13 protein-coding genes are annotated in these 12,148 nt (G+C 64.5%); 8 read left to right on the forward strand and 5 right to left on the reverse strand.

The genetic code is table 11. The annotated features are described in order from the left end of the window. Positions 1 to 64 precede the first annotated feature (64 nt). The gene (locus ACTXG5_RS05795) at positions 65 to 640 is read left to right on the forward strand and encodes a TetR/AcrR family transcriptional regulator (protein WP_445162780.1); all 576 of its coding nucleotides are present in this window, start codon (positions 65 to 67) and stop codon (positions 638 to 640) included. Between the two features lie 112 nt (positions 641 to 752). Further along, on the forward strand, positions 753 to 2,084 hold the full coding sequence (locus ACTXG5_RS05800; RefSeq protein ID WP_445162781.1) for a cytochrome P450: 1,332 nt from the start codon (positions 753 to 755) through the stop codon (positions 2,082 to 2,084). A gap of 4 nt (positions 2,085 to 2,088) precedes the next feature. Here ACTXG5_RS05800 and ACTXG5_RS05805 read toward each other — a convergent pair whose 3' ends face one another. Next, positions 2,089 to 2,562 (reverse strand): hypothetical protein, encoded by a 474-nt coding sequence (locus tag ACTXG5_RS05805; RefSeq protein ID WP_445164280.1) that lies wholly within the window; start codon positions 2,560 to 2,562, stop codon positions 2,089 to 2,091. Positions 2,563 to 3,099: 537 nt separating this feature from the next. Here ACTXG5_RS05805 and ACTXG5_RS05810 point away from each other — a divergent pair. Then, positions 3,100 to 3,801 (forward strand): sensor domain-containing protein, encoded by a 702-nt coding sequence (locus tag ACTXG5_RS05810; protein ID WP_445162782.1) that lies wholly within the window; start codon positions 3,100 to 3,102, stop codon positions 3,799 to 3,801. Positions 3,802 to 4,046: 245 nt separating this feature from the next. Beyond that, positions 4,047 to 4,691 carry a sensor domain-containing protein gene (locus ACTXG5_RS05815; protein WP_445162783.1) on the forward strand — a complete coding sequence of 215 codons (645 nt, stop codon included), beginning with the start codon at positions 4,047 to 4,049 and terminating at the stop codon, positions 4,689 to 4,691. A 10-nt stretch (positions 4,692 to 4,701) separates the two neighbouring features. Here the strand turns inward: ACTXG5_RS05815 and ACTXG5_RS05820 are convergent, their stop codons facing one another. Then, positions 4,702 to 4,875: a hypothetical protein gene (locus ACTXG5_RS05820; RefSeq protein WP_445162784.1), complete on the reverse strand. Its 174-nt coding sequence runs from the start codon at positions 4,873 to 4,875 to the stop codon at positions 4,702 to 4,704. A gap of 138 nt (positions 4,876 to 5,013) precedes the next feature. Here ACTXG5_RS05820 and ACTXG5_RS05825 point away from each other — a divergent pair, with 138 nt between their 5' ends. From ACTXG5_RS05825 to ACTXG5_RS05835, 3 genes are read left to right on the forward strand one after another with little or no spacing between them, the layout of a single operon-like run. After that, a complete protein-coding gene (locus ACTXG5_RS05825) occupies positions 5,014 to 5,616 on the forward strand; it encodes a TetR/AcrR family transcriptional regulator (RefSeq protein WP_445162785.1) in 603 nt (200 codons plus the stop codon). Further along, entirely contained in the window at positions 5,609 to 7,186 is a 1,578-nt protein-coding gene (locus ACTXG5_RS05830; protein WP_445162786.1) for a flavin-containing monooxygenase, read from the forward strand. The genes ACTXG5_RS05825 and ACTXG5_RS05830 overlap by 8 nt, the downstream gene beginning before the upstream one ends. Then, positions 7,183 to 8,010, forward strand: a complete 828-nt coding sequence (locus ACTXG5_RS05835) for a mycofactocin-coupled SDR family oxidoreductase (protein ID WP_445162787.1) — start codon at positions 7,183 to 7,185, stop codon at positions 8,008 to 8,010. Before ACTXG5_RS05830 ends, ACTXG5_RS05835 begins: the two co-directional genes overlap by 4 nt. 471 nt (positions 8,011 to 8,481) lie before the next feature. Here ACTXG5_RS05835 and ACTXG5_RS05840 read toward each other — a convergent pair whose 3' ends face one another. Next, a complete protein-coding gene (locus ACTXG5_RS05840; protein ID WP_313860636.1) occupies positions 8,482 to 8,685 on the reverse strand; it encodes a cold-shock protein in 204 nt (67 codons plus the stop codon). Positions 8,686 to 8,805: 120 nt separating this feature from the next. Next, positions 8,806 to 9,126: a DUF1330 domain-containing protein gene (locus ACTXG5_RS05845; RefSeq protein WP_445162788.1), complete on the reverse strand. Its 321-nt coding sequence runs from the start codon at positions 9,124 to 9,126 to the stop codon at positions 8,806 to 8,808. A 126-nt stretch (positions 9,127 to 9,252) separates the two neighbouring features. Here ACTXG5_RS05845 and ACTXG5_RS05850 point away from each other — a divergent pair, with 126 nt between their 5' ends. Further along, the gene (locus ACTXG5_RS05850; protein ID WP_445162789.1) at positions 9,253 to 10,284 is read left to right on the forward strand and encodes a fused (3R)-hydroxyacyl-ACP dehydratase subunits HadA/HadB; all 1,032 of its coding nucleotides are present in this window, start codon (positions 9,253 to 9,255) and stop codon (positions 10,282 to 10,284) included. Between the two features lie 200 nt (positions 10,285 to 10,484). Here the strand turns inward: ACTXG5_RS05850 and ACTXG5_RS05855 are convergent, their stop codons facing one another. Then, positions 10,485 to 11,957, reverse strand: coding sequence for an amidase (locus ACTXG5_RS05855; RefSeq protein ID WP_445162790.1), 1,473 nt, complete (start codon positions 11,955 to 11,957; stop codon positions 10,485 to 10,487). Positions 11,958 to 12,148 lie beyond the last annotated feature (191 nt).

Raw genomic sequence — 12,148 nt, forward strand, 5'->3', positions numbered from 1 at the left:
GGAAGCCCGCTTTCTCTTTGCCATACACGCCTGTAGTCGCTTGACTACGGTGTAGTGTAGACACGTGACTACACGGAGCGCAAGCCCCAACCGGACGCAGGCAATTGCGCCGACCGGACGCGACGAGGTGATCGCCGCGATCCTGGACAGCGCGGCGGAGATGTTCGCCGAACGTGGACCGACGGCAGCGTCCATTCGCGACATCGCAGCTCGCGCGCGGGTCAACCACGGCCTGGTCTTTCGCCATTTCGGAACGAAGGAGCAGCTCGTCGCGGCCGTGCTCGATCACTTGGCCGCCAAGCTGACCACATTGACCGACGGGAAGGCGTCCCCGAGCGAGATCGAGACGGCCACCACGCGGCAACTGCGGGTCATCGCGCGGGCACTTCTCGACGGGTTTCCGGCGGGTCAACTGCAGTCCAGCTTTCCCGCCGCCGCCCGACTGCTCGACGGCATCCGCCCCGAGCATGAGAGCGACGACAGCGCCCGGCTGGGAGCGGCGAACGCAATCGCCCTGCTGCTGGGCTGGCAACTGTTCGAACCGTTCATCCGCTCGGCGACCGAACTCCACGATCTGCCGCGGGAAAAGCAGCGCGAATCGATGTTCACCGAGATGGGCAGGCTGGCCGAACCGCATTGATGCGCGGGGGCGCCGTCGTCTCGAGGTTCGCAATCGGCCGATGCTCGGTAGGCTGAGTGGGCGTCGAAGCCCCGAGGAGGCGCTGATGTCCCGCACCGGTTGGGCGAGCTGAATGAACCAGACGACGCCCGCCGTGACGGATCGCCTGGCGCAGCTACCATCACCGCCGGGGCCGCGCTTGCCCAGTGTCGTGCACACCGCGTTGTTCCCCTACCGCCACCGCATCACTCCGTTGATGCGCAGACGCTACGGCGACATCATCGCGGTTTCGGTACTCGGCCGACCCGCTGTCCTGCTGTGTAGTCCCGAGCTCAATCGGCGCGTGTTCTTCGGCGACGCGACGACCTTCCACGCCGGCGAAGGACGGCTCCCGGGAATACGCCGGGTGATGGGCGACCACTCCGTGGTGACCACCGATGAGGCTGCCCACCAACGGCTTCGCAAACTGCTGATGCCGCCGTTTCACGGCCCGGCGCTGCGGGGGTACCGCGACATGATGAGCGAACTCGCCGCCGAAGAAGTCAGCCAATGGCCGGTCGACACCCCGTTCGCGGCGCAGCCACGGATGAACGCGGTCACGCTCGAGATGATCTTGCGGGTCGTCTTGGGTGTCAGCGAGGGGCCCCGATTCGAGGAGATTCGTCGCACATTCTCCGGGCTCGTCTCCGCACCCGCGGTGGTCTACTTGGCCGAATTAGTCACGCCGCTACAGGGTTTCGGACCCTGGAAGCGATTCAGTCAACTGTTGGCGCGCATCGACGAATTGCTCTACGCGGAGATTCGAGAACGACGTAGCGCCCCCGACACCGCCACTCGCGCCGACGTACTATCACAGCTGATAGCCGCGCCGATCGATGAAGACCGGCTCTCCGATGTCGAGCTGCGCGACCAGATGGTCACCCTGTTGCTGGCCGGCCACGAGACCACCGCCACCACGTTGGCCTGGACGCTGCATGAGCTGGCGCATGATCGCGTGTTGCAGGACAAGGTCGCCGCTGCCGCCGCGACCGACGACGACAAATACCTCGACGCCGTCTTGAAGGAGTCGATGCGGCTGCATCCGGTGTTTTACGCCGTCGCACGAGTACTCACCGAGGACGTCGAATTGGGCGGCTACCGTATCCCGGCCGGCCACACTGTGTTTCCGGGCATCGGACCGATACACGGCGACTCCGGTCAGCACGCCGACCCTGAAATCTTCCGACCTGAACGGTTTTTCGACGGCTCCGCCACGGCGGCGAACTGGCTGCCATTCGGCGCCGGTGTCCGCCGCTGTCTCGGCATCGGGTTCGCGATGATGGAAGCCACCATCATCCTCCGCGAGATCCTGCGCACCCACCGCCTCGCGCCCGGCCGCACCCGGCCGGAGAAACCCCGTGCGCGCCAGGTCGTCTACGCGCCCTCGCGTGGCGGACGCATCATCGCCCATCCACGCATCAAATGAGCCGTCAGAGCATCGAATTGACCATCGAGCCGCCGTCGTTGGCGGCCTCAGTAGTCGCGTCGCCATTTTGCCTGAAGTTGATGAAAGCCGTCTGCAAAGTCGAGGTGTTCAGCAGCTCACTGAAAGTGCCGATGACAGGAACCGGTCCCTGGGGTGCTGACACCACCCCGGTGTAATCGATGAAAGCTTCCTGCTGGAATTTGTTGCCGAGCAGCATCTTCGTATCGGGTGCGGTCAAGTTCGTCACGTTGATCAACCCCGCCGATGGCATGGCGGTCAACTGATCGATATCGGCCTGCAGCATAGCGACGAGATCGGTCCCGCCGGCCGGTTTGACCGCGACTCGGAGCTGCGCGCTGGAGTTGGCGTTGGACAGTGCCACCCAGTTGGGGCCCCGGTTTCCGACCGTCCAACCCGGCGCCGGGGTGATCGAGACGCCCGGCACGATGCCGACCGAATCGGCCGAAGCCAGCGCCACCGTCGCCCGGTTGGCGACGGTGATGAAGACGACCGCCGCCGTCACGGCACCGGCTATGGCGACCGATCCCAGACGGCGCACGTGCGAGGTTTGTTTCGTCGACGAGGTGGTCATGCTCTTGCTCCTGACGCTGTGTTAGGCGTTGACGAATTTGCCTATCGGCTTCTAGAGTCGCCCAACGGTGCAAGTCTTGCCCAAGATTGGGTTGCTATAGCCCGAGATATTCCGCTTTTGAACGTTTCCGATGATCCAGTTCGCGGGTATTAAGCCCGATAGCCGAAATCTGTTTATTGCGATGCCGACAGGAATCCTGGCTATCCGGGCGACAACGACGAACAGGCAGACCGCGTGGCAGGCAATCAACCGCCGGATTACCCGGGCCGGCAGACACACGGACATTCCTCCACGTCCCCGTCGAACTGGGGCGGTCCCCCCGCCCCGTCGTTCCCGCCGGGCGCTGTTGCCCCACCATGGCTACCTGGCCCGTCGACGTTTCGACCGCCGCCCCCCGGCCCCGCGCGCATCAAAAGGTGGCTGATGCTGGCCACGGCCATCTTCGCGGTCGCTGCCATCGCCTTAGGGGCCATGCTTGTTAGCCGCATCATGACCAGCGACACGGCGGCGGCCGTGCCACGCCATACCCCGTCCGGCGCATCAGTGCCGGCAACATCGGGTCTCGTCCACCCGGCAAATCTCAAGGATCTGCTGCTGAGCCCCGCCGAGCTCGACGACATCCTGCACACGCAGGGCTTGACCGTTTACCAAGGCGGCAAGAGCGGTCTGTTTATCGACACCGCCGATCCACCCGATTGTGCGGGCATTTGGGCGCCGGGCATGCAGCAGGTGTACGGCGGCACTCGCTTCATCGACGCCCAGACCGACGAGCTCCATGGCCCCGTTGAGTACGTGAAGCTGACGTTGCAGGCAGTGGTGGCATATACAAGCGCGGCCGACGCCAGCGCCGTCTTCCAGGACATCGTCCACAAGTGGGACCACTGCGCCAACACCGAAGTACTGGTGCATCGCCGTGAGGGCGGCACCATCGCCGTTGGCGACCCGAAGATGCTCGACGGCTTGCTGACGGTCTCGTGGACCAAGACGGGCGGAACCGGGTGGGGCTGTCAGCGCGCGCTGAAGACTCGCAGCAACATCGTGATCGATATGAGGGTCTGTGACTTCGGCGGTAGTACTCAGGCCCCCGAACTCGTCGACAAAGTCGCCTCCCGGGTACCGCAATGACCGGCCCAGGTGATCCTCGTCAGAGCAGCGGTCCGCCGCCGTCGCGGCCGGCGCCCCCCTGGGGAGCCCCGCCGGGGCGCTACCCGATGGCGCCCGGACAACTGCCGCCGCCCTCCGCCGGCGGGACCTGGCCGGACCAGCCCGGGCCGCCCCATTTCGGTCCCCCACCAACAGCACCGGGCCCATGGCCGGCCTCTCGTCGAGAATCTGTGCGCGGCTGGTGGTCGCTCACAATCGCCACAGCCGTGCTGACGGTCGGACTGCTGGTCGCGCTAGCGGTCTACCAGCCGAGTCACCCTGCTACCCAGCCGGTCTCCCCCTCCGCGCTATCCGATGTGCTGCTGAGCGCAGAGGAAGCCGCGCACGCGGTCGGCGCCAATACGATGGCCGGCGAACAGGTCCAGGACAGATTGACCGATACAACGATCGTCGACGAGGACTGCGCGGGGATGTCAACGCCCGCCCAGCAGAAGGCCTACGAAAACAGTGGGTGGACCGCGGTGCGGTCCCAGGAGCTCGGCGACCAGCCCGCAATAGGGTGGCGGCTCACACAAGCAGCAGTGTCCTTCCCGGACGCTCACGCCGCAAATGACTTCGTCGCCAATGCCGCCGCCAGCTGGCAGAAGTGCGCCAACCGCGAGATCAACACACGCGACGTCAATAAAGACGATCCCCGCAACATCTTCTGGAAAACGGAATCTGCGTCGCAGAGCGATGGCATCCTCGCGATGGACATGATCCAAGAGGCCCAGGGCTGGAACTGTCAGCGCTCCCTCAGCTCACGCAACAACGTCGTCATCGACCTCGATCTCTGCGGCAGCAACGCACCGGGATCCGTTGTGGCCGAATATGTTACCGCGGTCGAGCGAAAGATCGATGCGCACTCATGAGCTGGCCTGGCTAGGCGGCGGTCGCCGTGCCCGTCGTTACCGGGGTCACCTCGGAGTGCACGTGGCCGCAGGTTCCGCATCGCACCTCGTACTCGAGTTTGTCGTCGCCGATTTCCAGGAACCGGTACTCGGCCCATGCCGCGCATCGCGGGCACCGCGCACGACCCTGCTCTACTGTCGTCATCTCCTGGCCCCTTACTCGACTGTGCGGTGAAAATACCCGCTTGAGGCCTGGTCAAACCAGCAATTTCAAAAATTCAGTACGGCGCGGGCGGCCGGCGCACGGTTGACCGGGTTGAACACATATCGTTAATGTGTTCAAGTGCCCGTCGATGCCGCGCGAGACACCAGACCGGTGCCGAACGCGTTATTGACCGCCGCCAGCGATACCCTGCGCCAGCTCGGACCACGGCGCTTCAGCTTGACGGCGGTGGCCGAAGCCGCCGGCGTGTCGCGTGGCACCGTCCACAATGTGTTGGGCACCCGCGACAACGCGATTGCCGCAGCTCTCAATCAGCTGGCCGCAGGGTTCATCGAAACCATGGCCGTCGAGGTGGCCAAGGAAGCAACCCTGGCCGAGCAAGCGGCTGCCGTCGCGGTGCTGATTTGTGCGCATCGTCAACGCTCGCAGTCCATGCCGCGAGGCATCGACCGGAGCATCCTGGTCCTGTTGTTAGATCACGGCGGCGACGAGCTGATGCGCCGCTCGATCGAATTGTGGAAGCCCTTGGTCAAATCCGCCCAGCGCACTGGAGAAGTTGGCCCGACGGTCGACGCGGCGCGCGCTAGTGAATGGATCGTGCGAATGCTGTTCAGTTTCGAGCTCATCCCGCCCATCGCGGTCAACCTGGACAGTCCACGTGCCGTCCGCCGCTACGTGGGCGATCACATCGTCGCCGGCCTGACCGGGGCCGACCGTGGCTGACCCCGATTACGAAGTGGCGATCATCGGCGCCGGGCCGGGCGGTATCGCTGCGGCAAAGCTGCTGCGCGACAAGGGCATAACCGACTTCATCATCCTGGAACGTGGCCCCGACTTCGGTGGCACCTGGCGTGACAATCACTACCCCGGCCTGGCCGTCGACATCCCAGTGCTGTGGTACCAGTTGTCGTTTGCACCCAACCCCAATTGGACGCGTTTCTTTGCTCCCGGCCCCGAGATCTACCGGTATCTGCGTGATACCGCGGCACGCTTCAAGCTGTACAAGCACCTGCACGCCAATGCCGGAGTCGTCCAACAGAAGTGGGATGCGTCGGGCAATCGATGGCACCTATCCATCAAGGACCAGCCCGCGGTGTCGGCACGCTTCGTGATCAACTCGGTTGGTGGCTACGTCAACGCCAAGAATGTCATCGACATCGCGGGCGTCGACGACTTCGCGGGAGCCATCCTGCGTCCCAACGCCTGGGATGACGACTACGACACCACTGGTAAACACATCGCGATCATCGGCACCGGATCCAGTGGTGTTCAGATTGCCGGGGCCCTGTCGAGCCAAGCCGCCAGTCTCGTTGTCTATCAGCGAACCCCGGCGTGGGTACTGCCCAAGATCGACTTCGACATCCCGCCCTGGATGCGCAGGCTGTTGCGGTTGCCCGGCATGTTCGGTGTTGTCAATGTCCTGGGCCGGGTGGGCATGGACGCCTTCATGCTCGCGCCGCTGATGCACGTACTACCGCTGCTCCCCGGCCGGGTGCTCACCCGACTCATGCCGCTCTATGACAACTGGTGCCGGATGCTGTATCGACTACTGCTGCGCGCGGTCGTGAAGGATCCGCAGACGCGCCGCGAGCTGGTGCCCCGCTATGGCCTGCTGGCCAAACGCCCGGTCATCTCCAGCAGCTTCCTGCCCGTCTTCAACCATGTGGGCACTGATCTGATCACCACTCCGATCGAACGAATCACCCGCACCGGCATCCGCACCACCGACGGGACCGAGCGCCCCGCCGATCTGATCGTATTGGCTACCGGCTACGAATTGTGGACCGACCCCGAGACATACCGGCATGGAACCATACTGGGCGACAACGGGTTTGACCTCGCGCAGTACTACCGCGCCGAGGGATTGCGCAGCTATTCCGGTACCGCCCACCCACGCCTGCCTAACCGATGGGAGATCGTCGGGCCGCTGGGCTTCGTCGGATTCGCCTGGCCAGACTTCGTCGAGACGATGGCGGCCCACGCCGTGCGCATCATTGACGAGGCCAGGCACCGCGGCGCAACGTCCGTAGCGGTCAGCGAATCGGCGTTCGAACAATGGAACGATCAGATGGACCGGCAGGGCAAGGCCGTTCACCTGTATCTGACGGCATGTAACCCCGGGCTTTCCACCTACTTCGTGAATTCTCAGCGCGACACCGTCTATCACCGCCCGCAAACCATCACCGCATCGCGCCGGTTCAGCCGGCGATCGCCCTTGACGGACTACGAGTTTCGCCACCAACCCGCCACCCAGCCGCGGCCAGCGCCGCAAGCAGAGGAGCTATTGGCATGACCGACACTGCCACCCCGTTAGTCGGGAAGGTCGCCTACGTGACGGGAGCGGCTCGCGGACAGGGCCGCTCACACTGTATCCGGTTAGCCCGGGCCGGTGCCGACATCGTCGCGATCGACGCGTGCACGCCGGTTGCCGAGCACAACGGCTATCCCCCGGCCCGGCCCGAAGACCTCGCCGAGACTGTCAGCCTGGTCGAGGGCGAGGGCCGCAAAATCCTTGCCGAGGAGGTTGACGTCCGCGACCTGGCCGGCCAGCAGCGGGTCGTGTCGAATGCGATCGAACAGTTCGGACGCCTCGATATCGTCGTGGCCAATGCCGGTGTGCTGAATTGGGGCCGGCTGTGGGAGATTTCGGCTCAGCAGTGGCAGGAGACTCTCGATACCAACCTCACTGGGTTGTGGCACACCATCAAATCCGTAGTGCCACCGATGATCGCTGCCGGCAATGGTGGATCGATCATCAACATCAGCTCCGCGGCGGGAATCAAGGCCGTCCCGGGCTGCGGCCATTACTGCGCAAGCAAATTCGGAGTAGTCGGCCTGACCAACTCGTTGGCGGTCGAACTCGGTGAATTCGGCATCCGGGTCAACTCGGTGCATCCCTACGGCACCGACACCCCGATGGGCAACGACCTATCGATGTACCAAGTCTTCCAAGACCATCCGCATTACATCCACAGTTTCTCACCGGGGGCGCTGCCGACCGAATCGCTGGCTGCCCCCGGCCTGATTTCCGACATCGTCGTCTGGCTTGCCAGCGATGCGTCCTCGTTGATCACCGCCGCCCAAATCCCGGCCGACAAGGGCTATCTCAAGATCTGAGCCGTGAGCCGTACAGGTCCACAAGCCACCTGACAGGTCGAGCGGCGGGGCCGGCTCTCGGTCAAGCCCTTACGACGGTGGCCTCTGAGCGGCGGAATCGCTGTTGGGGCGGTCGGAGAAAGTAGGAAGTTGCACCGGTTCCGAATCGCGACCGGCGTGGGACGCGGCCTCTTGCTCGGGCTCGGGCTGATGCGAAAACAAATCCGAAGATTTCATGGAGCGGGGTCCTTAAATTGGTTGGGCTTCGGCGCAAACGGTTCGTCTGTCGAGCGAAGGGCGATCGATTCGTGAGCTGCTCATCTACATACAAAATGTCTACGGTGGCAGTGCCAACACGAACGTCTTATCCACCAATCTACACGCCAGCGTCAGAAAAGACGTCGCCTTGAGCGGAATGGGCCGAGAACCCCCCGCAACGAGCTGTGGGCTGGCGGGAAACAACCCACCAGCCCACAAGAGGTAGAAATCTGACTAGACGACAGTTACCCCAACTGCCTGCGGACCCTTGGTCCCCTGCTCGATGTTGAACTCAACTCGCTGGTTGTCCTCGAGCGACTTGTAGCCGTCACCCTGGATTTCTGTGTAGTGGACGAACACATCTGCTGCGCCGCCGTCCGGAGCGATAAAACCGAAGCCTTTTTCGCTGTTAAACCATTTCACAGTTCCCTGTGCCATACCTTCAACTTCCATCATTCTGTACGGATGCCGACGGGCATCCCGGGACAATCTAGCACGTGCCGCGGGGAGAAAATGTCTTCGACTGCGATAGAAGGCTTTTCATGCGCTGAGCTGCTGTTATCGACTCAGTAACGGCCTGAGGTCGTCGAGGCGGTCGAACAGGTGCCAGACGTATCCCGATGACCCATCCGCGCGATGCGGATGTAGATCGGCGAGTTCCGGATCGTTGCAGTAACTGTCGAAGGCTTCCTGCGATTCCCATTCCACGAGTATCAGCACCTGACGGGGCTCGATGTCGCCGACAACCGCACGCTTGAAACCGCCGAGCGCGACGACGCGGCCGCCGTGCCTTGCCACTTCGGCGGGTGACCGTCGTGAATAGGCGCGGTACTCGTCGGCGTCGGCGATGTCGAAGAGGTTCAGGGCATAAACGGTCATGTCGCCGACGTTACGTGGCCACCACGTGCGCCAGTCAGCGTCGCGGCGTCTACTGGCCTGGTGTCGGCGCGTTAGTGTGCTTTGGTCGGCCTCCGTGAACAGGCCGGTAGAAAAGTTGGGCAATTCATGACCGCAGCAGCGGAAACCTCGGCGCTCGAATTGCGGGTCGGCCACTACTACCAGATCGACGAGACATACCAGGTCGGCCGCGAGAAGGTGCGCGAGTTCGCCCGTGCCGTGCAGGACTATCACCCCGCGCACTGGGATGTCGGCGCCGCCGCTGAGCTGGGATATTCGGACTTGGTGGCGCCGCTGACGTTCACGTCGGCCCCGGCTATGGCAGCCAATCGGTACCTGTTCGAATCGGTGGTCATCGGTTACGAGATGTACCTGCAGACCGAAGAAGTCTTCGAGCAGCACCGACCGATCGTGGCCGGCGACGAACTGCACATTGACGTCGAACTGTCATCGGTGCGCAGATTCGCCGGCAGAGACTTGATCACCGTGACCAACACATTCACCGACACTGCCGGCGAGCGGGTGCACACCCTGCACACCACCGTCGTCGGCGTCACCGCCGAGGATGTCGATCCGGCGATCAGGGCGACCGCGCAGCAAGTGATGATGCACGACGTGAACCTCGCCGGAATCGACTACGCCGATGCGAACTACCAGAAGACGGTGCGCCCCGTGGGCGAGGCTCGGATCTCCGAGGGAGGCACGACCCGCACGCCTCGGACGCCGTCCTTCGAAGACGTGAAGGTCGGCGACGAGTTAGCGGTGCACCACACCCGACTGTCCCGCGGCGACCTGGTGAACTACGCCGGGGTGGCCTGCGACGCCAACCCGCTTCACTGGGACGAGAACCTTGCCAAAATGGCGGGACAGCCCGATGTGATCGCCCACGGGATGCTCACCATGGGGTTGGGTGCCGCATTCGCCTCCGCATGGTCGGGCGACCCCGGTGCGATTACCCGCTACGCGGTCCGGTTGTCTGCGCCCGCGATCGTGTCGGCCAGCGAGGGTGCAGACATCGAATACAGCGGCCGGATCAAGTCGCTGGACCCGGCAACCCGCGCCGGTGTCGTCATAGTCGGCGCGAAGTCCGGTGGCCGAAAGATCTTCGGTCTGGCGACGTCGAATATCCGCTTCCGCTGAGGCGTCGACCGCTCACCCCGTGCCGCGGCCTCATGACATGGAGTCGCTGAATTTGCAACTGTTACAATGGCATTCACTATATCGCCGTGTGTAAAGCCGTGCGCCTACCGGTCCGCCTTGCTGGCGAGATCGATGGCGTACTGATTCACGAGGGTGGTCGTAGCGTTCTTTTGCCGCAGGGCTGGATCGCGAATGTGGGTCTACCAGGCACTCGTCTGACGTTCGATCTCCGCGGCGGCGCGGAGCAGCAGCGCCTCGCCGAACTCAGGGCCGACGACTTGCAGCCCCACCGGGAGACCCTGAGCTCCGTGGCCGCACGGTACCGAGATCGACGGCAGGTCGGCGTAGCTGAACGGGATGGTGTAGCGCCGCCCTCGGGTGAATTCGTCGGCGTGTGTGTCGAGGCGCGGCGCTACCGTGGGCATCGTCGGCGTCAGGAGGAGATCGACCTCGTCGAGTGTGCCCCGCATGGGTGCCGCGTCCGAGAATCGGCGGGCGACCGCGGCGTCGTAGTCGGCCTGGGTGAGCTTGGTTGCAGCTGACATGTCGGCGCGCACGGCGGGCCCGAAGATGCTCTTGTCGGCGGCCGCGCCATAGATGTCGTGCATCGCCTGCGCGAATTCCCAGTGCAGGATCGTGAACGCGGCGGTGAAGTCCAGCATCGTCGCAAGGTTCTCGATCTTGACGGTCGTGACCCGCGCACCAAGGCGCTCGAGTACCGGCAGGACCCGCTGCACCGCCGCTTCCACGTCGGGGTCGAGCCCGGTGAGGCTGAAGTCCTCGATCAGCCCGATACGTAAGCCTGCGATGCCGCGATCGAGGCCCGCCAGGTAGTCGGTCTTCGGAGCGGGCCGAGAGTAGGGATCCCGCGCGTCGTAGCCAACCATGGCGGTGAGCATCACCGCGGTGTCGTGAACCGTGCGCCCTAGCGGGCCCGCGACATCGAACCGCGGCGCGCGGGGAAAGGCGCCGTACAGGCTGATCAGACCGTGGGTCGGCCGGATGCCGACGACGCCGTTCCACGCGGCGGGGACTCGCACCGAGCCACCGGTATCGCTGCCGATGCCGGCCGCGACGATGCCCGCTCCCACCGCCGCGCCTGTTCCGCTCGACGACCCGCCTGCCGACCGGTCCAGCTGCAGCGGGTTGTGGATGTCGCCGTAGTAGGCGTTCTTGCCGTCGATCCCCGCGGCGAATTCGTTGAGGTTGGTCTTGCCGATGCTGACCGCGCCCGCGTGGGCCAGTTTGGCGACCACGGCCGCGTCCTCGGTGGGCACGCGGTCGGCGAACACGTGTGACCCGACGGAGGTGAGCACGCCCGCGGTGGAGTAGAGGTCCTTGCACACGATGGGGATACCGTGCAGCGGGCCACGGTCGGCGCCGCGGGCAAGCTCCGCGTCAAGCCGCGCCGCGACGTCCAGCGCCTGTCCTGCAGTGAGCGTGATGAACGCATTGAGCCGCGGCTGCTGCCGTGTCGCCTCGGCCAGGGCGTCGCGCGTCAGCTGCACCGACGTCACCCGGCCGGAGCGCAGCAGCGCGCCGGCCTCCGCGATCGTCCGGGGCGGACGCACGGGAGAAGCAGCAGGAGTACGAGGAAGTTCGGTCACGAGTGCTGTCGCGGCAACTGTCCCGGCGGCCGCCAAGCCCGCCGTCAGCAGGCCTCTCCGAGACATGCCCCAGTGCTTGGCCATACCGCTCCTCCGGAGCGGACACCGTCACTTCGTCGCCGACGCCAGCCTCAGCACAGGGAGGCGCAGTGCTCGGTGTCCTTCGATCGATACCGGTTAACCTCCGCACCCTACCCACCGGGATACTTCCCGGGTGTCACGCGCGTGTGACGGCACCAAGCGACCATCCACGTTGT

Source organism: Mycobacterium sp. Dal123C01, assembly GCF_052566995.1.